Here is a 25,639-nt window from a genome sequence, read left to right on the forward strand (position 1 = left end):
AAAATCAATGATGGTTGATGAAAGTGCAGGAGCGAGCAACCCGAGGTTACGGCCCCACCTTCAGCCTTCGCGGCGGAGTATTCACCCCTGGTTCTTACACATAGCAGCCGTTTAGGGGGTAATCCAAGGAATGAAACATCAGAAAAATACGAGGACAATCGTAGGATCTTTAAAATTTTCGGACACTAAAGCAATAGGATGATCATTAGTTATCCAGTTACCTATTCGACTTTCTATTTGACTCCCGCCAATAAAGGAGACCCCCATGGCCCTGTCACGTCGCACAAATCAGGCCACGCCGAAATTGGAGTCGGTTCTGGACACGCTCGGCTCAGACATTGTCTCCGGCGTGATTGCCCCAGGTACCGTCTTCACACTTCAGGATCTTTCAGACAAATACTCGATATCACGCACAGTCGCACGCGAGGCGATGCGTGCGCTTGAGCAGCTTGGCCTGGCAAAGTCCTCCCGGCGGGTGGGTATCACCGTTCTACCCAAGGATAATTGGGCAGTTTTCGATGATGACATTATTTCTTGGCGCCTCGCCTCCGAAACGGAACGGGATGATCAGTTGTTGTCCCTCACAGAACTCCGCGTAGGCATTGAGCCCATCGCTGCCCGGCTTATGGCCTGCAGGGCGACGGAGGAACAGCGTAAGGAACTCCGCGTCCTCGGTGAGAAGATCCACCAGCTCGGGTCCCGCGGCATGGGCAACAGTGACCAATTCCTCGACGCGGATATCCGCTACCACACGCTGCTCCTCGAGGGCAGTGGCAACGAGATGTTCATTAATCTTGCCCCGACGATCGCAGCCGTCCTCGTTGGCCGCACCCGTTCAGGGCGGATGCCACATGTACCGCATCCGACGGCCATGCATATGCATAGGGAACTAGCCAACGCGATCACAATGCACGACCCCGACCGGGCGGAGCGTTCCGCGCAAGCAATCCTTGCCGAGGTACGCGACGCACTGACTGCGGGGAGCAAGTAGGCAGGCAAACAACGATCTGCCGACGCGCAAGACGGCAGGCGAGTTTATGTGTGCAAATAGCCGTGCACCGGATGACCGTGGGTGTGATAACCGCGTGGTGAATGGATCAGTAACAGCTCAGTAATGGCTCGTAACGGCTCACGCCGTGTGGTGTTTGTGCCTCGCCTGCTGCGAGAAAGGGAACGCGGACGGGCGCGCCCCGGCCACTTACCCCCGCAGTAAGCGCAAATTCTAGACCACACGTCATCTGCAAAACGGAAAAACAACCCCCGCCTGGCAGCACAATCCAACACGGATATGCCCGGCGGGGGTGTTTTGGTTCGCCCTACAGCATGCAGGACACGCAGCCTTCAACCTCGGTTCCCTCGAGGGCAACCTGGCGGAGTCGGATGTAGTACAGCGTCTTAATGCCGTGAGTCCAGGCGTAGATCTGAGCCCTGTTGATATCGCGCGTCGATGCCGTGTCCTTAAAGAACAGGGTGAGCGACAGGCCCTGGTCGACGTACTTGGTTGCTACCGCATACGTGTCGATGATGGCCTTGTAGCCGATCTCGTAGGCATCTTGGAAGTACTCCAAGTTGTCATTGTCCATGTGCGGTGCTGGGTAGTAGACACGACCGATCTTGCCCTCCTTGCGGATTTCGATGCGGGAGGCAATCGGGTGGATCGAGGACGTGGAGTTGTTGATGTAAGAGATCGACCCCGTCGGTGGGACAGCCTGCAGATAGCGGTTGTACAGGCCGTTCTCCATCACATCACGCTTCAACTCTGCCCAATCCTCAGCCGTGGGAACGTGCACTGTCGACGCGTCAAAGATCGCCTTGATCTTGTCCGTCTTGGGAGCGAACTCCGCCGGATCGTAGCGGTCGAAGAACGCACCGGAGGCGTAGTCGCTCGTGTCAAACTTGGTGAACGTCTCGCCGCGCTCCTTGGCAATCTTGTTGGACGCGCGCAGGCACTGGTACATAACGGCTGCGAAGTACGCGTTGGTGAAGTCCAGCGCTTCCTCGCTGCCGTAATGGATGTGCTCGCGACCGAGGTAGCCGTGCAGGTTCATCTGGCCGAGACCGATGGCGTGCGCGTTGTCGTTTCCCTTCTTGATGGAGGGAACGGAATCAATGGAGGTCTGCTCACTGACGGCGGTGAGGCCACGGATGGCGGTCTCAATCGTCGTCGCGAAATCCGTCGAATCCATTGCCATCGCAATGTTGAGGGAGCCGAGGTTACACGAGATGTCCTCGCCCACCGTGGCGTAACTGAGGTCCGCGTTGTACTCGGAAGGGGTTGCTACCTGGAGAATCTCGGAGCACAGGTTCGACTGTGTGACGCACCCCTCGATCGGGTTCGCGCGGTTCACGGTGTCCTCGTACATGATGTAGGGGTAGCCGGACTCGAACTGGATCTCTGCCAGGGTCTGGAAGAAGTGCCGGGCGTTGATCTTCGTCTTGTGGATCCGCGGATCTTCCACCATCTCGTAGTAGTGCTCGGAGATCGAAACATCGGCGAATGCCTTGCCGTACACACGCTCAACGTCGTACGGGGAGAACAGGTACATGTCATCGTTCTTCTTGGCCAGCTCGAACGTGATGTCTGGGATAACGACACCGAGGGAGAGAGTCTTGATCCGGATCTTCTCGTCGGCGTTTTCGCGCTTGGTATCCAGGAACTTCATGATGTCCGGGTGGTGTGCATGCAGGTACACAGCGCCTGCGCCCTGGCGGGCACCGAGCTGGTTGGCGTAGGAGAAGGAATCCTCAAGAAGCTTCATCACGGGGATGACGCCGGAGGACTGGTTCTCGATCTTCTTGATCGGGGCACCCTCTTCGCGCAGGTTACTGAGAAGCAGAGCGACGCCACCGCCGCGCTTGGACAGCTGCAGTGCGGAGTTGATAGCACGACCGATGGACTCCATGTTGTCCTCGATACGCAGGAGGAAGCAGCTCACCGGCTCACCGCGCTGCTTCTTTCCGGAGTTCAGGAACGTCGGCGTCGCCGGCTGGAAACGGCCGAGGATGATCTCGTCCACGAGGTTGCGTGCGAGGTCTTCGTCGCCGGCTGCGAGGGTGTGCGCGACCATGCATACACGATCCTCGAAGCGCTCCAGGTAGCGCTGTCCGTCGAAGGTTTTCAGCGTGTAGGAGGTGTAGTACTTGTACGCGCCGAGGAAGGTCTTAAACCGGAATTTGTGCCCGTAGGCCTGGTCATAGAGGCTCTTGATAAATTCGAAGTTGTACTTCTCCAGAACTTCCTTTTCGTAGTAGTCGTTATCTACCAGGTAATCGAGCTTTTCCTGCAAGTTGTGGAAAAAGACCGTGTTCTGGTTGACATGCTGGAGGAAGAACTGACGAGCGGCAGCCCGGTCCTTATCAAATTGGATCTTGCCATCGGCATCGTACAGGTTCAGGAGAGCGTTAAGGGCGTGGTAATCCAGCTGTTCACCGGACATCACCGGTTCCGCTACTGTTTTCCCCAGGTCACTCATGGTTTCAGTCCTAGCCTTTCAGCATTGTCTACTATTCCCCGGCGGACGTGCTCGACATCCTCGGGGGTTCCTAACAGTTCAAATCGATAAAGGTACGGCACTTTGCACTTCTGACTGATCACGGTTCCCGATGTTCCGTAGTCCGGTCCGAAGTTCAGGTTCCCCGACGAGATTACGCCACGTATGAGGTCGCGGTTGTGCTTATTGTTGAGGAAGTGGATAACCTGCACGGGAACGGGCTTCGGTGGCTCGCCGCGCATGCTCACCCCTCCCCCGTACGTCGGACAAATGAGCACGTACGGCTCGTCGACGATGAGGGCCGGGTCCTTCCTTTTGAGCGGTATTCTCGCGCTCGGTAGTCCCAGCTTGTCGACGAACTTGCGGGTGTTCTCCGTCGTCGATGAGAAGTACACCACGAGCATGACTCGTTTCCACCTCTTCTTCGCTTGCATTACACACTGAAAAGCCCGCCCGATAAGGACGAATTGGGTCGAAGTTATCAAGCGGGCTCACATTATCCGTGCCACTACAGTGGCACCGCGTCAGCCCCACGCGCGGGAGCTGGCCTCATGGTTTTAAGTTTTACGTCGCGCTTATGCGGCTTAAGCAGCCTTGGCAGCGATCTCACGAATACGGTCGGGGCGGAAGCCAGACCAGTGATCGTCGTCGACGGTGACAACAGGTGCCTGAAGGTAGCCAAGAGCCATAACGTAGTCGCGTGCCTCGTCATCCATGGAGATATCCACAACGGTGTAGTCCAGGCCGGCCTTATCCAGTGCCCTCTTGGTTGCTCGGCACTGCATGCACGCGGGCTTGGTGTACAGGGTGATAGACATCGCGCTTTACCTTCTACTCAAATCCAGGTTTATCTTCTTCAGAACTACAAACACGGTGTACACCGGTGGTTGAGCACCGGAACCAGGCTGTAGCTCGTAACAGGTACTAACACTATCCGTTGGGGTGAGTTTTCGCAATATCTACTACATATAGTAGTTACAAAAGTGAAATTCGCAGGTTGTTTTCCGCCGAGCCACTACATCTTGACGCGAGTTACACGAGTGAAATTACAGAGAGTCGATTCCGCCTCACGTAACCGCTGGTCAACGAGAAGCACCGTTATCAAATCGTTATAAACGAGGATTGTGAGGTCCCTCACCCCTTCACGGAAGTTCACTCTCTTCTCAGAAGATTACAGAAGTAAACAGGATGCGAAAACACGCAGAAACATTCTTGTCACAAAACGGTCACACCCCACACGGCGGCAAACGAAGGCACCAAACCACCATCATCTCCCGAGCCGTCTACCCCCGCAGAATCGTCGGTGGCTAGCGAGCCCTTGCCGAGACAATTCCGAGCCAATGCCGAGCCAGCAACCACCCTAGTGGCACGGCAAGCGACCGGCCATAGCAACACCCACGCCAGCGACAAGGCCTGTGACAGGGCCAGCAACAAAGCTACGCGCGAACAACAGGCGGAGCCACCCAAAGTTCAGCCACGACGCTTTTCGCAACATCTGCCCTCCGCTACGTACACCCATCTTTCCGGTATGTACGTTCACCTTCCGGCACGCACGCCTACTTTCCGCTACGTACGCCCGCCTTTGGCTTCCAATAGCCCACCCTCCTGCCCAAACCTCATGCGGTGCGTAGCCCCAAGCTCCGCGTCAGCCGCTCGAAGACCACGGAGACACCGAGACGACAAAAAGCGCCGTCCCACATTCCGTGTGGGACGGCGCTTTACAGGCCGCTAGCTTCTAGCCCTGGCGAGCCTTGAATCGCGGGTCACGCTTGTTAATCACGTAAACCTTACCGCGACGGCGCACAACCTGGGCGCCCGGCTTTTTCTTCAGCGACCGAAGGGAGTTACGGACCTTCATTGGGCGCTCCTTTCTCGTCTGCGCATCATCATTTACTGAGCCACGGTGGCCCAGTACGAACACGAGGAACCATGATAGCGAGGTTTGGTCAAATCTCCAAACCCGGCTCTAACCGCGGTACCTCCGGCGGAACTCTGACCCTACCTCATCCAGCGTTTTGCCGGTAGTTTCGGGAACAAATCCGCGCACGAAAATAAACGCGAGAGCGCCTAGTACAGCAAAGGCTCCAAAGGTGAGTGACCCGCCGATCGCATCGACGAGCGGGAGGAAAAACTGCGCGACCGCCCAGTTAGCAGCCCACAGGCCGAGCCCGGCGATACCCATGCCAAAGCCACGCACCTGCAACGGCACGATTTCCGAGATCAGCAGCCATGTGGCAAGCGAGACGGAGGCCTGTTGGAAGGCAATGAACACAGCCATGAGGAACAAGGCCAGCATCGCCACGGCGAAGCTGCCGTGCGCGAATCGGAAGGTTACTGCGAGAAGAACGAGAGACGTGACGTTGCCGGCAAGCCCCACGAGGAGGAGCCGACGGCGCCCGACCTTGTCCACGATTTTCAGACCCACGTAACACGACACCGCCGAAACAACACCGATAATGATGGAGGTATACACGGCGTTTTCAGTAGGCAACCCGACCTGATTCATGAGTGTCGGCGCGAAGTAGACAATGGCGTTGACCCCAGAAATCTGCTGTGTCACGCCGATGAGCACGGCAATGATGACGGCGGCCCTAATCCACGGAACGCGCAGTGCCTGCAATTGTTCACTCACGGATGCCGAGGTTGCTTCCGAGGAGTTGTACTCCCCTTCCTTCATCCCCATCGCCGTGGCTACGGCGCGTGCCTTGTCTGGGTTCCCCTTGGCAGCAAGCCACTCCGGGGTATCTGTGACAAAGAGCATGCCAATGGCGAGCATCGCGCCAGGGACGAATGCGAGGAGCAACATGAGCCGCCAGTTTCCCGTGTGTGCGAGCGCGGAGTTGACGGTGAAGGCCACGAGCTGGCCAACGACGATCGCCAGCGAGTTCATGGAGACGAGTCGCCCGCGAACCGAGGGCGGTGCCATCTCAGAAATAAACATCGGCGACACGATGGAGACGGCACCGACTGCCACCCCCAACAGTGTGCGGGCAGCACCCAACTGCATGACTCCTGGGGCCATGGCGCACCACACGGAGCCGACAATGAAGATGATGCCACCGACGATGAGAGTCATCCGGCGCCCAATCCAATCGGCGATGCGCCCGCCGAACAGGGCACCAGCAGCTGCACCGACGAGCAGCATGGAGGTAACCCAGCCCTCCTGCACGGGTGTCATATCGAATTCGGGTGTGATGAACAGCAACGCGCCGCTCATCACCCCGGTATCGTATCCAAACAGGAGCCCACCAAGCGCGGCGATAAGCGCCACCACGTGCGGACGCGTAAACAGCCCGGACTGCGGGCGATTAATCTCATTCATGAACCGTTATTGTGCCAAAGACGAAAGGCATTGTCGTGACCGAAAACACACCCAACCTGCAGAAAAACATCGTAAAAGCGCTGGGCACCCGCCCCTTAATCGATTCAGTAAAAGAGGTTGAATCTCGGGTCACTTTCCTCGCCGATTACCTCTCCTCCACGGGTCTAGGCAGCTATGTGTTGGGGATCTCGGGTGGTCAGGACTCCACTCTGGCAGGCAAGCTGGCCCAAATGGCCGTCGAAAAGCTGCGGGAGAGCGGAACTGACACCGAGTTCTTCGCCGTGCGCCTCCCCTACGGCATCCAGTCCGATGCCAACGACGTGGACGTGGCCCTCGAATTCATTTCCCCGGATCACACCCTCGAGATCAACATCAAGGAGGGCGTCGATGTGCTCTCCGATGCCACGGCTGCAGCCCTCGGGATGGCGCACCTCGGGGACTTTAACAAGGGCAATGTGAAGGCACGCGCGCGAATGATCGCGCAGTATGCCGTCGCGGGGGAGCACCGTGGTCTCGTCATCGGCACCGACCACGCCGCCGAGAACATCACAGGGTTCTTCACCAAGTTCGGCGACGGTGCCTCCGATATCCTTCCATTGTGGGGACTGAACAAGTCCCAGGGCGCTGAGCTCCTCCGTCACATGGGCGCGCCGGAGAGTACGTGGAAGAAGGTCCCCACCGCAGACCTGGAGGAGGATCGTCCGGCGCTTCCCGACGAGGAAGCACTCGGTGTCACCTACCCTGAGATCGATGCCTACCTTCTTGGCGAGGAGATCTCCCCCGCAGCCAGTGCTGTCATCGAACGCCACTGGCGCATCAACGAGCACAAGCGCCACCTCCCCGTCACACCCCTCGACACCTGGTGGCGCTAGTCGCCCCCAAAACGGGGCGGGCGTGCGCCAACGCCCCGTGCCCACCTATCCAAACAGGGCGATGACCTCTCGCGCTGCCCGCACGAGCGCGACCCCATAGCTCGGGCCGTGAGTGGTTGCGTGGACGGCGAGCGGGTGCAGCTGGTGCAGCGGAATTCTTTCAGTCCAGCCCTGGTCAAGACCCGAAACCTCTGCGTAGGTGGAGAAGATGCGGTCAATGTACGGCGCCCCAAAAAGCGCGAGCATCCCCAAATCCGTCTCGGGATGACCGCCGTGGGCAGCCGGATCGATAAACCGTGGCCCCACCGTGGTGAACAGGAGGTTGCCTGCCCACAGGTCTCCGTGGATGCGCGCGGGTCCATCCGCAGGCTCCACGTCGTCGGCCGGGGCCGCACCAGCGGCCTCCAAGGCACGCTCAACGTCCCGGGCGCCGCCGGCCTCCAGGTTGCCGTTGTCCACCGCAGACCGGACGAAGGGCAACACCCGCTGCTCTGCGTAGAAGGGCAGCCACGTGTCGCGCGGCGTGCATTCTTGGCGCTGGGTGCCGATGTAGTTCGGACCGTCCCACCCTTCCGGCGGGCAGCCGAATGACGGCGCCCCTGCGCGGTGGATGGCGTACAGCTGTCGCCCCGCCTCCTCTGCCGCTGCTGCGGTAGCAGGGGTAGGGCTGTAACGACGCGTGACGAGCGTGGTGTCCGTCACGGAGATGACGTCCGCCACGCAGTCAGAACCCTCGGCGAGCCAGCGCAAGCCCGCAGCCTCGGCACCAGCGGCACCGGGTTCGCGGGGTGTTTTGGAAAACGTGTCTGCTGCCACTAGTACCGCGCGGGCTCCGGGCCGAGGTTGAAGGCACGCCCTTCAATGGACTCGATATCGATGCGGACCCAGTTGTACTTGAGTGTGGGAACCCACGGCTCCAGCCCAAGTCCCTCGGCGTGGTTCTCTTCCTCTGTCGAGGTGACCCGTGTGGCGGATCCCTTGACCAGCACAGACCATGCGCTATCCACGCCGACCTCGTCTGTCTGGAACGCCACTCGGGGATTCGCGGCGATGAGGGACAGCTTGGTCCCCTCCGCAGTGCGGAAGTAGATTTTCCGATCCTCGATGACGTAGTTAAGTGGCAGCACCTCAACGTCATCGTTGTGGCGGACGCCGATCCGTCCAAAACTATTACCTTGCAGTTTTTCTAATGCTTGGTCCTCAGTGAGGGCCACAATGGGAGTATCGCTCATACTCCCATTCTTACATTAAACCAGCCTACCTGCATAGAAGAGCGCTTAAAGTTGAACAATCGTGCGCCCGTGAATGCCACCGGCGAACAGATTCTTGCCTGCCTCAGCGACTTCCTCGAGGGTGACCGTCGTTGTGGCCTCGTGCAACACAGCCAGGTCAAGGTGCTCCGCCAGAAGGTCGTAGGCGCGCTGGCGTAGCTCCTTCGGGGCATCCACGGAGTTAATTCCCACGAGCTTCACGCCACGGAGGATGAAGGGAAGAACGGTCGTTTTCAGGTCAGCACCGTGCGCGAGACCACACGCCGTCACGGTTCCGCCCCAGGAAACCTGCGCAAGAACGTTGGCCAGCGTGGTCGATCCGACGCAGTCAATCGCGCCGGCATAGGTGGCCTTCTGCAGAGGCTTCCCCTTCTCCGCGAGCTCAGCACGGTCAATCACACGTGCCGCACCGAGGCCGGTGAGGTAGTCACCCAACTCATCCTTGCGACCGGTGGAGGCCACCGTTGTGTACCCGAGCTTCTTCAGCAGCATGAGCGCCACCGAACCCACGCCACCGGTTGCGCCTGTGACGAGGATCTCCCCGTCCTCCGGACGCACTCCCTGATCGGTGAGCCCAAGCACAGACAGCGCCGCCGTGTAACCTGCGGTTCCCACCGCCGCGAGATCCTTCGCCGTCCATCCTTCTGGCGCCGCAATGAGTGAAGCAGAATCGACGCGAACGCGATCCTGATACCCACCGTGACGGAACTCGCCGAGCCCTGCACCGTTAAGAACGACGAGGTCACCTTCTGCGAACCCCTCTGCGGTGGTGGACTCGACCGTGCCGATCGCGTCGATCCCCGGAACGAGCGGGAAGATGCGGGCCACGCCACGATCGCCCTCGAGCGCCATCGCGTCCTTGTAGTTGAGGGCCGAGTGGCTGACGGCGAGGACCGTGTCGCCCTCGCCTAAAAACTCCTCCCCCACGGAGCGGATTTCTACCGTGACCGGCGCATTCTTATCAATTTCTCCGGTGTTTTCGTCGATTTTCTTGTCTACAATGAGTGCTCTTGTCATGCAGACAAGTCTACAGATTGGGTATTAAGAGCGTCGCCAACTCAGTAGCCAGTGAACTTGGGGCGTTACCTCTTCGCTGAAGCTGTGACCGGATACACCGAGAAACCCGAAAGGAGCGAGGTAGATAAAGCAAAATCCCTGGTCATTGCGATCAGGGATTGTTTCAAAAGTGGAGCTAACGGGATTCGAACCCGTGACCCCCACACTGCCAGTGTGGTGCGCTACCAGCTGCGCCATAGCCCCTAAGCTGCGATTTTCGCAACGAGAATTAATATACAGGCGCGCGGGGGGATAGGACAAATCGCCAGGTAGTTACCAAAAAAGGAGGCGCACAATGGCGCCCCCTTTGTCAGATCCGGTTCGGACGTTTACCTATTTGGCAGAAACCTCGTCCACCCAGTTTTCATCCAGCTCGACGTCGACGCCGTCCTTCAGCACGCGCGGCGTGGAAACCTGCCCCTTAGGATCGGCCGCCTTGAGCTTCTCAGCGTTCTCGGTAGCCACCTGCTTGTAATGCTCAATGTTGGAGCGGTCGCGGATAGCCTTCACCGCGTCAGCGGGGGCCCCGAGAGCCTCAGAGACATCGGCCATGTTATCGGCCTGCCACTTACCGTAAATCTCCTCCTGCTTTTCCAGCAGGGTTGTCCGCAGAGTCCAGTACGCCTTGGCATCACCGGCCTGAGCGAGCGCATCGGCAGAAGCGCCGGCGAGCGTGGAGTGCCCATCCTGGCCACGGTCGAGGAAGTTAAGCGAGCGGATATTCACCACGAGCTTGCCGTCCTCCACAGCCTTCTTCATGTCCCCATCGGAGCGTGCAGCGAGCTTGGCGCAGTAGCTACAGGAATAGTCCTCATACAGGTCAATCTGGGGAGTGTCCTCGGTGGCGTCTTTGCCCACCAGCTTGATGGCGTTGTCTTGGTACTGAACGTCAAAGGCAACGTCTTGTACGTCTACTCCATCGAGGACCTTTTCCGTCTGAGCTGTCCTTCCCGTGAAGAGTATGTACCCGATAACGACTGCGATAACCAAGCCAAGGATGACCAGGGCCCAAATAAAGCCGTTGCCCCTCTCGTTTGGGTTCTTTACCCTCGTAGTGCTCACGATAGTCTCCTTCATCGAATGTTTTACTAACTTTTGCGGTCTATTATTGCATTACAGATGCTGTAGTCAGCACAAGGTGCCTGGTTACGGTCAAGCATAGACGGCCCATCGCGCAAACGGACGTTTCACGGTCCACGCCGCCATGATAAGGAAGAGGATGTCTTTTCCTATGCCTAACATGTACGTTCCTGCGCCTGCATCGGGATTTTCCCCACCCACGCCAAAGCAACCACAGTCAATGGTTAAGCCCCGTGCCCACGCCGAGGCGATGCCGATAGCAAATCCCACAAACATGAGTGCGGAAACGGCTGCCACAGGCCTGAGAAATACCCCCAGCAGCAAGAGGACCCCGAGGGCAAGTTCCGCCAGAGGCAAAACCGTGCCTATCATCTGGGCAACATCTACGGGGAATAGCTCGTAGGCCTCGACTGATTTCTTGGTTTCCACGGGATCAATGAACTTGAGGTAGCCACTGATAAGCCACACCGCAGCGAGCCCAAATCGGCACACTGCGGAGATGACGGCGAGAATTTTGGACGTGGTCACGTCAACTAATATATAACAGGGGCTATCAAATGCAATTCACCCCGGGAGAATCCGGGGTGAATTCACAGGATGCTAGTTACTTATTGCCAAGAACTCGTGAGATAAGCTCCTGAGCCTCGGACTGCACCTTCTTCAGGTGCTCTTCACCTTTGAAGCTTTCGGCGTAAATCTTGTACTTGTCCTCAGTGCCGGACGGGCGGGCGGCGAACCAGGCGTTCTCGGTTACGACCTTGAGACCACCGATGGCTGCACCGTTGCCCTTGGCTTCTGTCAGCTTTTCGACGATCTCCTCGCCAGCCAGCGTTGTTGCCGTCACTTGGTCGGGGCTCAGCTTCTTCAGGATTGCCTTCTGCTCACGGTTGGCTTCGGCATCTGTGCGGGCGTAGACCGGCGCGCCGAACTTCTCGGCAAAGGCCGCGTACCGCTTGGACGGGGTTTCGCCCGTAACCGCGAGAATCTCGGAGGCGAGGAGGTCGAGGATGATGCCATCCTTATCCGTCGACCACACGGTGCCATCCGTGCGGAGGAAGGATGCACCGGCGGATTCCTCGCCACCGAAACCGATGGAACCGTCGATAAGCCCGGGGACGAACCACTTGAATCCGACGGGGACCTCGACGAGCGTGCGCCCCAGCGAGGCGACGACGCGGTCGATCATCGAAGAAGAGACGAGCGTCTTGCCCACGGCGGTCGACTCGGACCAGCCGGGGCGGTGGCTGAACAGGTACTCGATGGCGACGGCGAGGTAGTGATTGGGGTTCATCAGTCCCGCGTCGGGGGTGACGATGCCGTGGCGGTCACTGTCCGCGTCGTTGCCCGTGGCGATGTCGTACTTGTCACGGTTGTGGATGAGGGAGGCCATGGCATTGGGGCTCGAGCAGTCCATACGGATCTTGCCGTCGGTGTCGAGCGTCATGAAGCGCCAGGTGGGATCAACCTCGGGGTTCACCACCGTGAGGTTGAGGCCGTAGCGCTCGCCGATCGCACCCCAGTAGTCAACGGAGGCACCGCCCATGGGGTCTGCGCCGATGGAAATCTGCGAATCCGCGATGGCCTTCAGGTCCACCACATGGGGCAGATCCTCCACGTAGTAGCCGAGGAAGTCGAAGGCCTGCGCGCGCTGATCGGTGACCGATTCCACCGAGACGCGTTTGACATCTGCGAGGCCACTGCGGAGCAGTTCGTTGGCGCGGTCGGCGATCCAGTCCGTCGCATCCGTGCCTGCCGGGCCACCCGTCGGCGGGTTGTATTTGAAACCACCGTCGCGGGGCGGGTTGTGCGAGGGGGTGATGACGATGCCGTCGGAGCGCTTCGCGTCGGTGCCGGTCACACCGCCGGGAAGCTCCTTGTTGTACTGCAGGATCGCGTGGCTGACCGCAGGGGTCGGGGTGTAGGCACCCTTGTCGTCGACAAGCACCTCCACATCGTTGGCCAGCAGAACCTCCATCGCGGTGAGCATCGCCGGTTCACTCAGGGCGTGGGTGTCGCGGCCGATGAAAACGGGGCCCTCGATGTGCTCCTTCGCGCGGTATTCCACGATCGCCTGCGTGGTGGCGAGAATGTGATCCTCGTTGAAGGCGGTATCCAGGCTGGAACCGCGGTGCCCGGAGGTACCGAAGCTGACCTGCTGGTCGGGGTTTTCGGGGTCCGGCTTGTTGCTGTAGTAGGCCTTGGTCACGGCCTCAACATCGATGAGGTCTTCCTCACGTGCGGGCTGGCCTGCTCTTTCGTGCGCCATGTGATCGTTTCTCCTTCACTTTCCGGCCGCTTTCCGGTGCCGCCGTCTCGGGGCGTGCCGTCTGGCATACCGTCGTTTTGGTCTCACCTTCCATCTTGGCCTGTTTCTTTACTTTTTGCAGCAATACCGCCCCGCTCCACCCCGGCCGGAACGTGCACCCTGCCTTCCCGGCCTTACCCTCCAATAGTTGGCTTCCCCGTGGCGCTGTCGGCAGCGTGGCGACGGCAGCTGGCTGTAGCACTCCCCCCGTTCGCACATCCGGGCTCCCGTCACACCAGCGATTACCCCCGCATGAGGGAAAAATGTGTTCAACTAATTGGCAAAACGGGCACGCCACTGGAAAATATTCCCAATCTTTTCTCCCCCAAGAAAAGATTAACTACATAATGACTGCACAATAAAGGAGGGCTCAGATGGAATCCATCATGGACACCTTAAACTCCGTGGATTCAGTGGTGTGGGGCCCTTTACTCCTCATCCCACTGCTCTTGGGAACCGGCCTGTGGCTGACAATTCGGCTACGCGGCCTGCAATTCAGAAAGATGATCGTCGCCTTTAGGCACGGGCTCATTGACCCCGGCGATCCGACCGGCGAAGGCGACATCACCAACTACCAGGCACTCACCACCGCCCTCGCCGCAACCGTCGGAGTAGGCAACATCGTCGGTGTCGCCACCGCCCTGTCTATCGGTGGCCCCGGCGCACTCATGTGGATGTGGGTCACCGGACTTGTCGGCATGGCAAGTAAATACACAGAGGCCTACCTCGGCGTCCGCTTCCGCGAGGAAGACTCCACCGGGCACATCCTCGGTGGCCCCATGAAGTACCTGCGCAAAGGCATCGGCGGAAGGAAGGGCGTGGTACTTTCTCTCGCCTTCGGCATCTTCGCCGTGATCGCCTCTTTCGGCATCGGCAACCTCACGCAGGCTAATGCCGTCGCCGTGGCGATGCACGATGCCTTCGGCCTCGAACCCGTGTCCACGGGTGTCATCCTGTTCTTCCTCATCGGCATGGTGCTCCTCGGCGGCATCGAAACGATTGGCAGGGTGACCAGCGCCTTCGTCCCGCTCATGATCATCATCTACATCGCCGGCGGCACCGTCGTGCTTATCGCCAACGCCTCCGGCATCCCCGGCGCGCTGGCGCTCATCTTCCACGACGCGTTCACCGGCACCGCCGCCACCGGCGGGTTTGTTGGCTCCACGATCATGGTCGCCCTGCAGATGGGTGTCGCCCGCGGCATCTTCTCCAACGAGTCCGGCATGGGCTCCGCCGCCATCGCCGCCGCCGCCGCGCAGACGAACCACCCCGTACGCCAGGGACTTGTCTCCATGACGCAGACCTTCATCGACACGCTCGTCGTGGTCACCTTCACCGGCCTCACCATCATCACCACCGGCGCGTGGACGATGGGAGCCAGCGAGGCAGGGTCCATGACGGCGGAGGCCTTCTCACGTGGACTACCGGGCCACTGGGGCGGAACCATCGTCTCCGTGTCCACCATGTTCTTCGCCTTCTCCACCATCGTGGCGTGGGCCTACTACGGCGAGCGCTGCCTCATCGCCCTCGTCGGCATGCACGGCTCACTTCCCTACCGCATGATCTTCACCTGCGTCGTATTCGTCGGCGCGATCTCCGAGATCCAGGTGGCCTGGGTTCTCGCCGATATCGCAAACGGCCTCATGGCGATTCCGAACCTCATTGGCCTTTTGCTACTATCAGGACTTGTAGCAAGAGAAACCAAGGACTATTTGAACTTCGACCCGCTGCTGCGGAAGGATCCCGCCTCCGTGGAAGAGTTCAACGCCCGCCACATACCAGAATGGACGTGATTTCCTTCCCGCCATGAGCCTGAAAAATGCGCTAATCGTCGGATGCGGCGCAGCCCTCGGCTCCATCGCGCGGCAAGGCACCGTCCTCCTCCTCGGCCCCAGCTTCGTCACCGTCACGCTGATCAACATCTGCGGATGTTTCGCCATCGGTGCGATGAAGCCGGGGCCGTTTTGGACGATTGGGTTCCTCGGCGGGTTTTCCTCCTATTCCACCTACCTCGTCATGACCTACCAAGCAGAAAGCGCCGCCTACCTGGTAAGCGAGGTAATTTTTTGCCTCGGCGCGTGGTTTTTAGGCGACGTCGTCCATGACCATCTGCGCCGCGCCCACGAGAAAGCGGAGGCGTAGCCGTGGTGTGCTGGAGTTTCCTCATCGTCGCCGCCGGCGGGTTCGCCGGGGGCATCATCCGCTACGTGCTGACCAGCGCGCTCGGGAACCTCTGGGGCATCGCGATGGCGAATTCGCTGGCGTGTTTCCTCGTCGGGGCGGGCACCACGCACGGTGCCCTCAACCTCATCGTGACGGCCGGTGTTGCTGCGGCGTTATCCACGTGGCCGGCGCTTGCTGCGGAGCTCGGCCGCGAACTCAAATCCGGGCGCTACCTTCTGTTTGCGTTCTATTTAGGCGCGAACCTGGCGCTCGGCAACCTCGCTGCCTACCTGGGGGGGCTCGCCGCTGCCCCGTGGTAGGTTGTCACGTGTGGAAAAACTGACAATTGCGCTCGCTGCTGGGTTCGGTGCGCTCGCCCGCTACGCGCTCACCGCGCTGCCCGCAGGTGATGCGCTCACCCTCGTGGCGATTAACGCCGTGGGGTGCCTCCTCATCGGCGCCAAGCCCTCGCCCGCGTGGTGGTCGACGGGGTTCCTCGGTGGGTTCACCTCGTTTTCCACGTACATGCTCGTCAGCTTCACCGACCGCTCGGCGCTGTACCTCTTTGCTTCCGCTGTTATCTGTGTTGCCGCTTGGTTTGCGGGGGACGCTATTCGGAGGCGCACATGCTGACCGCGCTCGGAGTATTCGTCGGGGGAGCCATCGGTGGTCTCCTGCGTTACGGTTGCACGCGGTGGCTCGGCAGCCGCAGCGGTGTGCTCGTCGCCAACCTTGTCGCCTGCTATGTTCTCGGCTTGTCGACGCTCCTTTCCTTCCACCCTGCGCTTGTGGCCACCGGGCTCGCTGGGGCGCTGTCTACGTGGTCGACGCTTGCCAAGGAGACAGGACTCCTCATCCAAAAACATCAGTGGCGCGCTCTTTTTTGGTTCGCGGGTGCGCACATTGGGGGCGGGCTGCTCGCCATGTCTTTCGCCCACCGAACGGTTTTAGGGCTCTAGCGGGGGATTAATCTAAATTTAACCTCAATGACATTTCCTCGTAATGTACTGGCGTTTTCCGGTTTTTAATGCAATCAACAATCGGAACGACCACCCCCATTACTTTTTATTGCCGTCGCCTGAAAATACACTACGGATAAGTAACCTACTTTCCGGTAGGTAAGTGTATTTTCGGTGATAGGGGCCCTATGTCATTCCTCTCCGCGCCCCCGGCTGCACCCCGCATCCCCGAGGAGCGCCTCGACAAAACATACAAGACATGGCGTTTCAACGTCTTCATGGGAATCTTCCTTGGATACGCGGCGTTCTACCTCATCAGGAACAACGTCTCGCTCGTTTCCGCCATCCTGAAGGAACACGGCCTCATGAATGCCGTCGGCATCGGCATCGTTGCCAACGCCGTACTGTTCGCCTACGGGTTGAGCAAATTCTTCATGGACATGCTCTCGGACCGTTCCAACGCGCGCTACTTCATGCCACTGGGGCTCGCCCTGTCTGCGGTGATGAACCTGTTCATTGCCTCCGTCCCCGGGATCACCGGGATCCATTACCCTGTTCGCCACCCTCATGTTCATCAACGGGTGGTTCCAAGGCATGGGCTGGCCTCCGTCTGGCCGCGTGCTTGTGCACTGGTTCTCCACCAGTGAACGCGGCTGGAAGACATCCATCTGGAACTGCGCCCACAACGTCGGCGGTGGCGGACTCGGGTTCCTCTCCGCGTGGGCACTCACGACGTTCGCCACAGACGAGGCCGACTGGCGCCCGGCCTTCTACGTGCCGGCCATCGTCGCCCTCACCATCGCCGTCATCGCCTTCCTCCTAATCCGCGACCGCCCGGAGGCAATCGGCCTGCCCCCGATCGAGGAATACCACGACGATCCCGCCAAGGTCGAGAGCGTCGACACCGCCGAGGGCACGTGGCTGCAGGTGGTCACCCACCACGTGCTGACCAACCCGATCATTGTCATGCTCGCGCTGGCCAATGTGTTCATCTACACGGTGCGCTACGGCGTGCTCAACTGGATCCCGATCTACCTCAGCGAGCGCACCGATACCGCCAATATTTCCGACGGCATCATCGGCTTCGCTGTATAGGAGCTTGCCGGCATCCTCGGCACGCTGCTCATCGGGTGGCTCTCAGACACGGTGTTCCACGGCTGGCGCTCCGGCGCAGGCATCCTCGCCCTCGTCGTCGTCGGAATCGCCCTGTTTGCCTACTGGCAGCTCCCGCCGACCGCCCCGCTGTGGCTGTTCTATCTCCTCATCGCCATCATCGGCGGGTTCATCTACGGCCCGGTCATGCTCATCGGTCTGCAGGCCATCGACCTGTCGCCCGCCAACGTTGCGGGCACTGCTGCCGGGTTCACCGGCCTGTTCGGCTACCTGTTGGGTACCACCTTGGCATCCTCCGGCGTGGGACTGCTCATCCACAACTTCGGGTGGAACGTCACCTACCTGTTCCTCCTCGGCGTTGTCGTGGTCGCCGTCATTCTCATGGTGATCGTCGGCAAGCGCGAACGCGCGCTCATGCACTAACGCCTCCACGAGCCCGCAAAGAAAGACCGAGCGAGAAAGATATCGGCAGAGCATAAGCAGCACAAGGCCGCAGGTGTCAGTACTCACACTGACACCTGCGGCCGATGTCTATTTTTTATACGTCTTCGGGACGACGCACAGCTCGCCCAAGTGCATCGCTCACCACCGGCGCCCACGGCAACCGCAGGTGGGCTGCAGGAAGCAGCTCCAGGCCCCACGGATGCAGGGTGCCTTTATGAAGGATGCGAATCTCATCGGCAAACTCGTAGGCGAAATCGATCTCGTGGGTGGTGAAGATAATCCCCACGTTTTCAATGCGACTCAGTGCCTGCGTGAGCAGATCTGCCGCGTAGTAGTCGAGGCCTGCCGTCGGCTCGTCGAGGAGAATATAGCGCGGCTGCATAGCAAGCGCCCCGGCGAGCGCAACGAGCTTCTTCTGTCCAAAAGAGAGCTGGTGCGGGACGCGGTGAGCGAGATCCGCGATTCCGAGCTGCTCCATTGCCGATTGCGCCCGCGCCTGCACCTCATCCTGAGGCAGGCCCAGATTCATGGGACCGAAGCAGACATCCGATTCCACCGACGTGGAAATCAGGTGCGCGTCCGGTTCCTGCAAAACAAGCTGTACCTTCTCGCGGTGGGCCGTGCGACCCTTGCGGGAGTAGTCGAGCGCTGTGCCGTCAACAAGCACGCTGCCGGAGGAAGGTTTGAGGGCACCGGCGAGAACACGGAAGAGGGTGGTTTTCCCGGATCCGTTTGCCCCCACAATGCCCAGCCGGGAGCCCACCGTAACGGAGACGTCGAGACCGTCCAGGACGGCGTCGACAAGAATGTTGGTACCTTGAAGGCTCATACCGTAACGCCTAGCACACTAACCGCAACCAGCACCAGCCCGATGAGGACCAACCGCAGGGGCCGTGCCGGCGCGTAGGAATGAAAAGTTTTAATATCCAGCGGATCCGCCCGCAGCTCCAGAGCCTCCTGCATCGAGCGCGCACGCATAAAGGCGACGACGAAAAGGGAGGCCCCGATGAGCCCCGTGGAGTGAATACGCGTGGAGAACGTGCGTTCTGCCAGGCGCTGCGCGGCCGCATCCCGCATACTCACCGATGTTTGCCACAGGGCGCCGACCATCCGGTAAATGATCTGCACCACGTAGGTGAGGCTGACGGGGACGTGGACGCGTCGCGCCCAGGAGATGATGTCCGACAGTGGCGTTGTGCAGGCGAACAGCAGAGTTCCAGAGGCTGCCACCACACAGCGCCACCACACGGACGCGGCGTGAGATGCTCCGCCGGGGACGTAGACAATGCCGTGGCTGGTGAGGTTCCACACCAGCGCCAACATTCCCACACCCACGAAGACTGCGTTGAAACCGAGGATCGGGAGATAGAGCTTCAGTGGGGGCCTAGCCCAGAAGAAGCTGATGATCAACGGCACGGCCACCACGGTGGGATTAACCGCGACGGCGCAGACCGTGAGCCCGACGAACAGGAGCATTTTCTCCGCCGTTGGTACACGGGAGATAGGCGAGCTCGCAGCCGCCGCTTCGAGCTCAAACATCGGGCTACTCGACTCTCGTCAGCGGCGCGTCTCCCGATCCGGTGACGTTGTTGGAGGTGGAAACTGCACCCGACTCCGTCACGTTCTTGCGACGTGCCTTGTAAAAGCCCAGCACGTAGCCCACGAAGCCAGCGCCGAGCGCAGCCTGCAGGGCGAACAGTCCGGACTCGACTTCGCCGGGAAGCTCCGGCTGCCACTCAAACCACGGCTCGTAGCCGGGATTCTCCTGCTCAATGAGGTCGCCGCCCTTGTCGTCGGCACCACCAAAGTCAGCATCGTTGCCCGCCACGAAGAACGGCAGAACGACGAGGAAGACGATGGCGATAATGGAAAGAATTAGATTCCTGGTTTTCACGCCGTGACCTCCTGTGCGCGCTGAGCGGACGTATGAGCAGGGCGCAGGAAGCCCAGGGATGTCAGCTCCGGGATGGCGACCTTCTCCAGCGTCTTAATGATGATGACGGTGATGATCGCTTCCACCAGGGCCAGCGGCACCTGGGTCGGGGCAAACAGTGCGAGGAAGGTACCTGCGGATTGCAGGAGGCCACCCTCGTGGTGTGCGAGTGCGAGCTGCAGCGCCGTCGTGGCGTACGTGCCCACGTTGGCAAGGAACACGCCGAGGAACACCGCCGCGGTCTGGTTCCACTTACGCAGCCCCACGAATACGCCGTAGGCCACCCACGGGCCGACGATCGCCATGGAGAAGATGTTTGCGCCCAATGTTGTGATTCCGCCGTGGGCGAGAAGCAGCGCTTGGAAGAGCAACACGATGGCACCAAGCACCGCCATGACCGGCGGTTTGAAGAGGATCGCCCCCAGAGGCGTACCCGTCGGGTGGGATGAGGATCCCGTCACCGACGGCATTTTAATGGCGCTCAGCACGAAGCTGAATGCGCCCGCTGCGCCGAGCAGCATTGCCGTTTCCGGCTTTTCCTTAATTTGTTTTTGCACTTTGGATGCGCCGTAGACCACAAACGGCGTCGCCGCTACGGCCCACCCAACGCAGTGCTCAACAGGCAAAAAGCCCTCTGCAATATGCATAGGATTGGTGTCCTTTATGAATTCCGGTAACCGGTACCTCGCCAGTCACAAACTGAATTGTTTCTTACCGAAGCGCCCTCCGCTGGTAGCCGGTCTCCTGGCTTAGCCCCTCCCCGCGCGCAGTCGCGCGGACCCGATAACCTTTCAGCCTTCCCACGCGTCGCAAGCGACCGCAGTGACCAACGATGCCCCACGCAGGACGTGCACACCGTTTCCAAAGTCTCAGGCGCGGGCCGAAGCCCACGTTGAAGCCACACAGTGACGAGGATCGCTCCCGGGTCGCACCGGGATTCCCGTTCACTACCGTGAAATGAACACTTCGGTGGTTAGGATACTCCCCCTCACAGACAATTCCAATAGTTCCCCCGCAGCCACGACCGGAATCAGCCACAGGACAGACACACTCCCTCCCGCGTTCACCCCAGGAACGGCACCCCCAGGAACGGCACCCCAGAAACGGCACCCCAGAAACGGCACCCCAGAAACGGCACCCCAGAAACAAACACCCACCCAAAGGTTTTTTCGCGGACAATACTTTGCACTTGCTAGGTATCTTCTATAGATTGGTGTTGAACGCATTTTCGCAAATTGGAAGGTTGACATTATGAACGTGACGAAGAAGATGGCCGCCGTTCTCGCCACTGCCACCCTGGCACTCGGACTGACCGCGTGTGGCGACGGATCCGAGACGGAGACTGTGACCGAGACCGCCCCGGCCACCACGGTCACCACGGACAAGGATGCCAACACCACGGCGCGCGACAACGACAAGGATGACGACAAGGACGACGCATCCGAGTCCTCGGCAGCGGCCGCATCCAGCGACGAAGCCCCGTCCATCACCATCGACGGCAAGCAGGTTTCGGGCACGTTCACGCCCGTCCACTGCACCCTCGACACCGACGATGGCCAGCAGGAGCTGAACATCGACGCGGGCGACAAGTCCGATAAAGCCGAGCGCGATGAGCTCGAGGTTGAGATCACCGATCCCGAGGGCACGCCACGCCTGACCGGCCTGTCGGTGGAGCGCGCAAACGACAAGGAGTTTGAACTCACCGACGCGCAGGAAAACGCCGCCACGGTAACCAAGGACGGCTCCACTTGGACGATCACCGGTGAGGGTCACTACGACGACGATGAGTCCACCGCTATCCCCTTCGACGTGAAGGTGAGCTGCCCGGCATAACTCGCCACAACGGGCGCACTGCCCCGCAGACACATCACCCCCGATCCCAGCCGACGGAAAGGCTGTGACCGGGGGTTCATTCGTTTGTAGAACCCCCGACTATCCCGCTGTCCACCCCCACGCGGCACTTTTGCTCACAAAAATCCGACTATTAGGGTGAGAGGGGCCGCCCCACCGGCGGCCCCTACCCAAACCGTAACGGCAGCACGCCAACCCGACGCGCACCGCCGAAAACTAGCAGCTAGGAGTATCCGTGGACCTCGTGGAGCTCGCACGGTGGCAATTCGCCATCACTACCGTGTACCGGCCCCAACGGTTCCGGGAAATCGACGCTCATAGGGGCACTCATCGGCGCGCTACCCATCGAAGGCGGCACCATCAAATACAAGGGCACGCCGCCTCATTCCATGACGCGGCACGACATCGCTATGACCGTCGCGGTCGTCGCACAAGCAGACGAGGCGGGGCTTCCCCTCCCCGTGAGCAACTCCGTTGCGCTGGGCAGGCTCCCGTTTCGGCGCGGGTACGCGGCTATCGAAAGCGCCGAGGATGCGCGGCGGGTGGAGGAGGCGCTGCAGGCCACCAATCTCACCCATAAGAAAGCATGCCTGACCACGGAGTTATCAGGCGGTGAGCGGCAGCGGGTGGCGATTACCCGGGCGCTTGCCCAGGACACGGATTTTTTGCTCCTCGACGAGCCGACGAACCACCTCGATCTGAAGATTCAACTCGATCTTCTGGAGCTGATCAAAAACGCCGGCTAGACGACGGTCCTCGTTCTCCACGATCTCAACCTCGCCGCCCGATACTGTGACAATGTTCTCACACTTGACCAGGGTAAATCCGTTTGTTTTGGGGCGCCGAGCGACGTATTGACACCGCAACGCATCCAAGAGGTGTTCGGTGTGCGGGCCACACCCGGCGACGTCGAGGGCATCCGCCGGTTCGTGTTCTTGCCCGTGCTGTAAGCGCGCGAACATGCGTCACGCTCCTCCCTTACCGGGTAGGAGCGTGATTTTTTGTTGTGTAGGTGATTAGTTCCTCGCCCATGCGCCGATGGTGCCGGGGACCATGGGTGGCGTCTCTCCGAGGATTGCTTTGGTATTGGCGTCTTGCTCCAACTCGGAGAGGACGGTTTTCACTGCCCGGGACTTCTTCCGATCCTTGTGTGCTCCCATGCCCACGGGCATCATGCCGCGGCCGAAGCCACCTGCAGAACGGCCACCGGCACCACTACTGGCGCTGCCTGTTCCCAGGCTTCCGCGTGGCACGCCAGCCGAACCACCACCTTTTCCTCCGACCTCTGACAGGTTCGGGAGCTTACCGGTACCTGTTCCCGCAGCACCTACACCGCCACTGGAAACACCTGCACCAAAGCCGTTTGCTACACGCCCGCCTTTCTTCGGACGCTCGGTTGTGAGCCGGGATGGCCCAGCTATGGATGAGCCTCGCCCGGCTACAGCTGCCGGGCGCGTGACGGCGCGCCTCGGATTGGTGGCGGTCTTCTTGGTACCTCCGCAGCCTGCTCCTGCACCCTGACCTGCCCGACCGGCAACGGGGACGGCGCCACCTCCCCTCTGGGTAGTACCTATGGCTGAGGCGTGCGGAACTCCGCCGATCCCCGGTGCACCAATAGAAGAGGCAAGACCCGCACCTGGTACAGGCCCTACACCAGACGATAACGCGCTGTTTCCAGGCGCTGGTGCTACGGCCTGGGTGACGGTGGGCGCGGCACTGCCAGCGACTGTGGTCTGCCCACCGCTGGTGTCGCCGTGGGTGGCACCATTTAATTGTTGTGCTGCGTGTACGAGAGCTGGGTCCGGGTCGCCGATGCGGATTTTTTCCAGCTGCCCGTCAAAGTCCCGCTTCGATTGGGTGGCTAGATCCGCCAGTTCTGCCTCCAGTGCCCCGCCAGAAGACGGTGGGACAACGGCGTCGAGAAGCGAACCAACGCGAGGCTCAGCCAGCGACAACAGTGGGGGCATGGCGACCTTGGCGTAGGCCAGAAGCGCCAGCCGCTCTTGTAGCTCACGGGCACCGGGGATGGGGTTTGTCATCACCGATCCGTTGATTGCACCGGCGGCTGCACTGCCAAGCTTGTGTGTCAGGCCCATCCGCCCGGACCACCTGGCCATCGCCTCCGCGTTCAAGCCGAAGGACTCGGTCGCCTCGCTTGTTGCCCGCAGCTTATCGACGATGGCGTCGATCACCTCGCCGCGGTTGGCACTGGCAATGTCGTTGGCGATGATGCGCAAGCGATCGGTCGCATCGACCATCGACGCGTGCAATCCCTTCCACGCCGTGGTTGCTTCCCCGATGGCGGACGTGTGGGTGGTGAAGTAGTCGCGCAGAAGCGCGATGACACTCCGTGGTGGAATGACGACTTTAGCGCCCACGGCGACGGGCACCGGTGTCATGTGTTCCGGAAGGGCTATAACACCCAGTTTTTCAGCCGACACAGAGCCTGAACCCGTCCCTTCCCCGCAACCCCCGTGCAGCCGATCCAGCGACCGGGTGAACACATCCTCCTGCGCCTCGAATCCTTGCACAGTCGCTTCCAGGCCTCGGGCAAGCCCGCCGATGACCTCCCCCAATCCCTGAACGACGGCACGCGCGGACCCCGGCCCCGAGTCCAGCACACCCGCGTGCTCCCTCCCCAGCTGATCCAGGCCGGAGACGCGGGTGAAGCCGTTTAGCTGGGTTGTATTCCATCCGCCCGCGAGGCCAGTTTCAAGCGAAGCTGAAATATCTTTCACCAACCGCGCAGCACCCTGGAGCTGGTTTTTGTCAATTTGTACGATAATCATAGAGTTTTTCCCCGATTAGCAAGTCAAAATATTCTTCGGCCTTCTGGCACTTTTCAATTAGTTGCTCATCTTCCAAAGCAAAGGAATTGAAACCTACCTGAACCGATCCCCGTGGGGTTTCTGCAGCAACCCTGCACCCATCGTCATATTCGTCCTGGCGAAATGCCAACGACGGAGCCTTGGACTCATTAAGTTGGTAGTCCACGAGAATGCCGTTTCTTCGAAATTGAGCCAGTTTCACAGCAACGCCGGAGACATCAATCCATTCATTACTGTCCTCCGTAGCGAAGGTACAGAAGCTCAGTCCGTCCTTCTCAACGACGGTACCTTCGTTTTCAATCCTGCGAAGACCAAGTTCCCTTAACCTGGTATCGCTGATGTCGTGGCATGGTTCAGCTAGGTGGAAGTCTGGATCCCAACGGTCAAAAAGGTAGGGCTCGTCTCCTGATGCAAGGCCCTCCTCCACGCCCAAAAATTTGGCGCAGCCGGTGATGGTGAGCAGTGGTAAGAGCAGAAGTAGTACGGTGTTCATCACTTTGGTGGGGGTTCGGACCATGGGGCCTCCTTTGCCGATGAGAAGATGCCTTCACCACTTAGACGCGGTATGAGACCGCTTTGGTTCCGTTAATTTTGAAAAATCTGGTCCGAGCGAAACACGGTGAATGTAAACGAAGTAAACCACTCTTAGAAGAACACCGCAGGACAAGTGTGCCTAATGAAATTGGAGTGTGGGTATGCGAAAAAAGGGAGGAGCAGAGATTGTTTCTCTGCTCCTCCCTTTGTTGTTTGTGGTCGGCGGTGTCCTACTCTCCCACATCCTCCCGGGTGCAGTACCATCGGCGTTGGTTGGCTTAGCTTCCGGGTTCGGAATGGGACCGGGCGTTTCCCAACCACTATCGCCACCGACAAGTCTTATTTTGGGCGTGTTGTTTTTCATTTATCTTTTCGTCGTCGGCGTCAGCCGACGGTGTGGTGTGTCTGATATTGCAT

At 59.9% G+C, this 25,639-nt stretch carries 25 protein-coding genes, 1 tRNA gene, 1 rRNA gene, 2 pseudogenes and 1 riboswitch; of the genes and pseudogenes, 10 read left to right on the forward strand and 19 right to left on the reverse strand.

All coding sequences use genetic code 11. The features are described from left to right. Positions 1–265: 265 nt before the first annotated feature. Complete coding sequence (locus tag CGLUCO_RS10275) at positions 266–991, forward strand: FadR/GntR family transcriptional regulator (protein ID WP_005388951.1); 726 nt, start codon at positions 266–268, stop codon at positions 989–991. 325 nt (positions 992–1,316) lie between these two features. Here CGLUCO_RS10275 and nrdE read toward each other — a convergent pair whose 3' ends face one another. From nrdE to CGLUCO_RS10300, 5 genes are all read right to left on the reverse strand, one after another. Next, positions 1,317–3,473 carry a class 1b ribonucleoside-diphosphate reductase subunit alpha gene (gene nrdE, locus CGLUCO_RS10280; RefSeq protein ID WP_084036115.1) on the reverse strand — a complete coding sequence of 719 codons (2,157 nt, stop codon included), beginning with the start codon at positions 3,471–3,473 and terminating at the stop codon, positions 1,317–1,319. Next, positions 3,470–3,895, reverse strand: a complete 426-nt coding sequence (gene nrdI / locus CGLUCO_RS10285) for a class Ib ribonucleoside-diphosphate reductase assembly flavoprotein NrdI (protein WP_198481475.1) — start codon at positions 3,893–3,895, stop codon at positions 3,470–3,472. Before nrdI ends, nrdE begins: the two co-directional genes overlap by 4 nt. Before the next feature lie 180 nt (positions 3,896–4,075). Further along, a complete protein-coding gene (gene nrdH / locus CGLUCO_RS10290) occupies positions 4,076–4,309 on the reverse strand; it encodes a glutaredoxin-like protein NrdH (protein WP_005388942.1) in 234 nt (77 codons plus the stop codon). 917 nt (positions 4,310–5,226) lie between these two features. After that, positions 5,227–5,349 (reverse strand): type B 50S ribosomal protein L36, encoded by a 123-nt coding sequence (gene ykgO / locus CGLUCO_RS10295; RefSeq protein ID WP_005388940.1) that lies wholly within the window; start codon positions 5,347–5,349, stop codon positions 5,227–5,229. A gap of 108 nt (positions 5,350–5,457) precedes the next feature. After that, positions 5,458–6,813 (reverse strand): sugar porter family MFS transporter, encoded by a 1,356-nt coding sequence (locus tag CGLUCO_RS10300; RefSeq protein WP_005388937.1) that lies wholly within the window; start codon positions 6,811–6,813, stop codon positions 5,458–5,460. A gap of 11 nt (positions 6,814–6,824) precedes the next feature. On the opposite strand from CGLUCO_RS10300, the gene nadE reads away from it, so the two are divergent. Beyond that, positions 6,825–7,685 carry an NAD(+) synthase gene (gene nadE, locus CGLUCO_RS10305; protein WP_084036117.1) on the forward strand — a complete coding sequence of 287 codons (861 nt, stop codon included), beginning with the start codon at positions 6,825–6,827 and terminating at the stop codon, positions 7,683–7,685. 45 nt (positions 7,686–7,730) lie between these two features. Here nadE and CGLUCO_RS10310 read toward each other — a convergent pair whose 3' ends face one another. The 7 genes from CGLUCO_RS10310 to pgm form a co-directional block, all read right to left on the reverse strand. After that, the gene (locus CGLUCO_RS10310; protein ID WP_070738886.1) at positions 7,731–8,501 is read right to left on the reverse strand and encodes a fructosamine kinase family protein; all 771 of its coding nucleotides are present in this window, start codon (positions 8,499–8,501) and stop codon (positions 7,731–7,733) included. After that, positions 8,501–8,917 carry a pyridoxamine 5'-phosphate oxidase family protein gene (locus CGLUCO_RS10315; RefSeq protein ID WP_005394265.1) on the reverse strand — a complete coding sequence of 139 codons (417 nt, stop codon included), beginning with the start codon at positions 8,915–8,917 and terminating at the stop codon, positions 8,501–8,503. Before CGLUCO_RS10315 ends, CGLUCO_RS10310 begins: the two co-directional genes overlap by 1 nt. 45 nt (positions 8,918–8,962) lie before the next feature. Then, complete coding sequence (locus CGLUCO_RS10320) at positions 8,963–9,973, reverse strand: MDR family oxidoreductase (protein WP_084036118.1); 1,011 nt, start codon at positions 9,971–9,973, stop codon at positions 8,963–8,965. A 170-nt stretch (positions 9,974–10,143) separates the two neighbouring features. Next, positions 10,144–10,216 (reverse strand) — tRNA-Ala (locus tag CGLUCO_RS10325). Between the two features lie 129 nt (positions 10,217–10,345). Further along, positions 10,346–11,074: a DsbA family protein gene (locus CGLUCO_RS10330; RefSeq protein WP_231286012.1), complete on the reverse strand. Its 729-nt coding sequence runs from the start codon at positions 11,072–11,074 to the stop codon at positions 10,346–10,348. A gap of 90 nt (positions 11,075–11,164) precedes the next feature. Then, positions 11,165–11,620, reverse strand: coding sequence for a MauE/DoxX family redox-associated membrane protein (locus tag CGLUCO_RS10335; RefSeq protein WP_005388926.1), 456 nt, complete (start codon positions 11,618–11,620; stop codon positions 11,165–11,167). Between the two features lie 76 nt (positions 11,621–11,696). After that, positions 11,697–13,358 carry a phosphoglucomutase (alpha-D-glucose-1,6-bisphosphate-dependent) gene (pgm, locus tag CGLUCO_RS10340; RefSeq protein WP_084036119.1) on the reverse strand — a complete coding sequence of 554 codons (1,662 nt, stop codon included), beginning with the start codon at positions 13,356–13,358 and terminating at the stop codon, positions 11,697–11,699. Positions 13,359–13,771: 413 nt separating this feature from the next. Between pgm and CGLUCO_RS10345 the strand changes: the two genes are divergently transcribed. From CGLUCO_RS10345 to CGLUCO_RS10370, 6 genes and pseudogenes are all read left to right on the forward strand, one after another. Next, the gene (locus CGLUCO_RS10345) at positions 13,772–15,190 is read left to right on the forward strand and encodes an alanine/glycine:cation symporter family protein (RefSeq protein WP_084036120.1); all 1,419 of its coding nucleotides are present in this window, start codon (positions 13,772–13,774) and stop codon (positions 15,188–15,190) included. Between the two features lie 13 nt (positions 15,191–15,203). After that, on the forward strand, positions 15,204–15,539 hold the full coding sequence (locus CGLUCO_RS10350) for a CrcB family protein (protein ID WP_084036121.1): 336 nt from the start codon (positions 15,204–15,206) through the stop codon (positions 15,537–15,539). Between the two features lie 2 nt (positions 15,540–15,541). Beyond that, positions 15,542–15,880, forward strand: coding sequence for a FluC/FEX family fluoride channel (locus CGLUCO_RS10355; RefSeq protein ID WP_231286011.1), 339 nt, complete (start codon positions 15,542–15,544; stop codon positions 15,878–15,880). 10 nt (positions 15,881–15,890) lie between these two features. Then, positions 15,891–16,193: a CrcB family protein gene (locus CGLUCO_RS10360; protein ID WP_084036122.1), complete on the forward strand. Its 303-nt coding sequence runs from the start codon at positions 15,891–15,893 to the stop codon at positions 16,191–16,193. Then, positions 16,187–16,519, forward strand: coding sequence for a fluoride efflux transporter FluC (locus CGLUCO_RS10365; RefSeq protein ID WP_084036123.1), 333 nt, complete (start codon positions 16,187–16,189; stop codon positions 16,517–16,519). Before CGLUCO_RS10360 ends, CGLUCO_RS10365 begins: the two co-directional genes overlap by 7 nt. Before the next feature lie 188 nt (positions 16,520–16,707). Continuing rightward, a pseudogene (locus tag CGLUCO_RS10370) lies at positions 16,708–18,055 on the forward strand (MFS transporter). A gap of 115 nt (positions 18,056–18,170) precedes the next feature. On the opposite strand, the gene CGLUCO_RS10375 reads toward CGLUCO_RS10370, so the two are convergent. Genes CGLUCO_RS10375 through CGLUCO_RS10390 form a run of 4 tightly spaced genes read right to left on the reverse strand, consistent with a single transcriptional unit; the run spans position 18,171 to position 20,656 of the window. After that, entirely contained in the window at positions 18,171–18,905 is a 735-nt protein-coding gene (locus CGLUCO_RS10375; RefSeq protein WP_005388914.1) for an energy-coupling factor ABC transporter ATP-binding protein, read from the reverse strand. After that, a complete protein-coding gene (locus CGLUCO_RS10380) occupies positions 18,902–19,615 on the reverse strand; it encodes an energy-coupling factor transporter transmembrane component T family protein (protein ID WP_005388913.1) in 714 nt (237 codons plus the stop codon). Before CGLUCO_RS10380 ends, CGLUCO_RS10375 begins: the two co-directional genes overlap by 4 nt. 4 nt (positions 19,616–19,619) lie before the next feature. After that, a complete protein-coding gene (locus CGLUCO_RS10385) occupies positions 19,620–19,970 on the reverse strand; it encodes an energy-coupling factor ABC transporter substrate-binding protein (protein WP_084036124.1) in 351 nt (116 codons plus the stop codon). Next, positions 19,967–20,656 carry an energy-coupling factor ABC transporter permease gene (locus CGLUCO_RS10390; protein ID WP_084036125.1) on the reverse strand — a complete coding sequence of 230 codons (690 nt, stop codon included), beginning with the start codon at positions 20,654–20,656 and terminating at the stop codon, positions 19,967–19,969. The genes CGLUCO_RS10385 and CGLUCO_RS10390 overlap by 4 nt, the downstream gene beginning before the upstream one ends. A gap of 70 nt (positions 20,657–20,726) precedes the next feature. Beyond that, positions 20,727–20,992, reverse strand: a riboswitch (cobalamin riboswitch). A 268-nt stretch (positions 20,993–21,260) separates the two neighbouring features. Between CGLUCO_RS10390 and CGLUCO_RS10395 the strand changes: the two genes are divergently transcribed. Together CGLUCO_RS10395 and CGLUCO_RS10400 are read left to right on the forward strand one after the other, a co-directional pair. After that, positions 21,261–21,842, forward strand: coding sequence for a lipoprotein LpqH (locus tag CGLUCO_RS10395; protein WP_084036126.1), 582 nt, complete (start codon positions 21,261–21,263; stop codon positions 21,840–21,842). 314 nt (positions 21,843–22,156) lie between these two features. Then, positions 22,157–22,606, forward strand: a pseudogene (locus tag CGLUCO_RS10400) (ABC transporter ATP-binding protein); the annotation flags it as partial. A gap of 270 nt (positions 22,607–22,876) precedes the next feature. On the opposite strand, the gene CGLUCO_RS10405 reads toward CGLUCO_RS10400, so the two are convergent. The 3 genes from CGLUCO_RS10405 to rrf form a co-directional block, all read right to left on the reverse strand. Continuing rightward, on the reverse strand, positions 22,877–24,649 hold the full coding sequence (locus CGLUCO_RS10405; RefSeq protein ID WP_084036128.1) for a hypothetical protein: 1,773 nt from the start codon (positions 24,647–24,649) through the stop codon (positions 22,877–22,879). Continuing rightward, a complete protein-coding gene (locus tag CGLUCO_RS10410) occupies positions 24,630–25,205 on the reverse strand; it encodes a DUF3558 domain-containing protein (RefSeq protein WP_084036129.1) in 576 nt (191 codons plus the stop codon). The genes CGLUCO_RS10405 and CGLUCO_RS10410 overlap by 20 nt, the downstream gene beginning before the upstream one ends. A gap of 234 nt (positions 25,206–25,439) precedes the next feature. Then, positions 25,440–25,556, reverse strand: a 5S ribosomal RNA gene (gene rrf, locus CGLUCO_RS10415). Positions 25,557–25,639 lie beyond the last annotated feature (83 nt).

It is taken from the genome of Corynebacterium glucuronolyticum DSM 44120, from assembly GCF_030440595.1.
Lineage (GTDB): Bacteria > Actinomycetota > Actinomycetes > Mycobacteriales > Mycobacteriaceae > Corynebacterium > Corynebacterium glucuronolyticum.

Coding starts and splice junctions, on each gene's coding strand:
- CGLUCO_RS10275 (WP_005388951.1), top strand. CDS start 266: ATGGCCCTGTCACGTCGCACAAATCAGGCCACGCCGAAATTGGAGTCG.
- nrdE (WP_084036115.1), bottom strand. CDS start 3,473: ATGAGTGACCTGGGGAAAACAGTAGCGGAACCGGTGATGTCCGGTGAA.
- nrdI (WP_198481475.1), bottom strand. CDS start 3,895: ATGCTCGTGGTGTACTTCTCATCGACGACGGAGAACACCCGCAAGTTC.
- nrdH (WP_005388942.1), bottom strand. CDS start 4,309: ATGTCTATCACCCTGTACACCAAGCCCGCGTGCATGCAGTGCCGAGCA.
- ykgO (WP_005388940.1), bottom strand. CDS start 5,349: ATGAAGGTCCGTAACTCCCTTCGGTCGCTGAAGAAAAAGCCGGGCGCC.
- CGLUCO_RS10300 (WP_005388937.1), bottom strand. CDS start 6,813: ATGAATGAGATTAATCGCCCGCAGTCCGGGCTGTTTACGCGTCCGCAC.
- CGLUCO_RS10315 (WP_005394265.1), bottom strand. CDS start 8,917: ATGAGCGATACTCCCATTGTGGCCCTCACTGAGGACCAAGCATTAGAA.
- CGLUCO_RS10320 (WP_084036118.1), bottom strand. CDS start 9,973: ATGACAAGAGCACTCATTGTAGACAAGAAAATCGACGAAAACACCGGA.
- pgm (WP_084036119.1), bottom strand. CDS start 13,358: ATGGCGCACGAAAGAGCAGGCCAGCCCGCACGTGAGGAAGACCTCATC.
- CGLUCO_RS10345 (WP_084036120.1), top strand. CDS start 13,772: ATGGAATCCATCATGGACACCTTAAACTCCGTGGATTCAGTGGTGTGG.
- CGLUCO_RS10350 (WP_084036121.1), top strand. CDS start 15,204: ATGAGCCTGAAAAATGCGCTAATCGTCGGATGCGGCGCAGCCCTCGGC.
- CGLUCO_RS10365 (WP_084036123.1), top strand. CDS start 16,187: ATGCTGACCGCGCTCGGAGTATTCGTCGGGGGAGCCATCGGTGGTCTC.
- CGLUCO_RS10375 (WP_005388914.1), bottom strand. CDS start 18,905: ATGAGCCTTCAAGGTACCAACATTCTTGTCGACGCCGTCCTGGACGGT.
- CGLUCO_RS10380 (WP_005388913.1), bottom strand. CDS start 19,615: ATGTTTGAGCTCGAAGCGGCGGCTGCGAGCTCGCCTATCTCCCGTGTA.
- CGLUCO_RS10390 (WP_084036125.1), bottom strand. CDS start 20,656: ATGCATATTGCAGAGGGCTTTTTGCCTGTTGAGCACTGCGTTGGGTGG.
- CGLUCO_RS10395 (WP_084036126.1), top strand. CDS start 21,261: ATGAACGTGACGAAGAAGATGGCCGCCGTTCTCGCCACTGCCACCCTG.
- CGLUCO_RS10405 (WP_084036128.1), bottom strand. CDS start 24,649: ATGATTATCGTACAAATTGACAAAAACCAGCTCCAGGGTGCTGCGCGG.
- CGLUCO_RS10410 (WP_084036129.1), bottom strand. CDS start 25,205: ATGGTCCGAACCCCCACCAAAGTGATGAACACCGTACTACTTCTGCTC.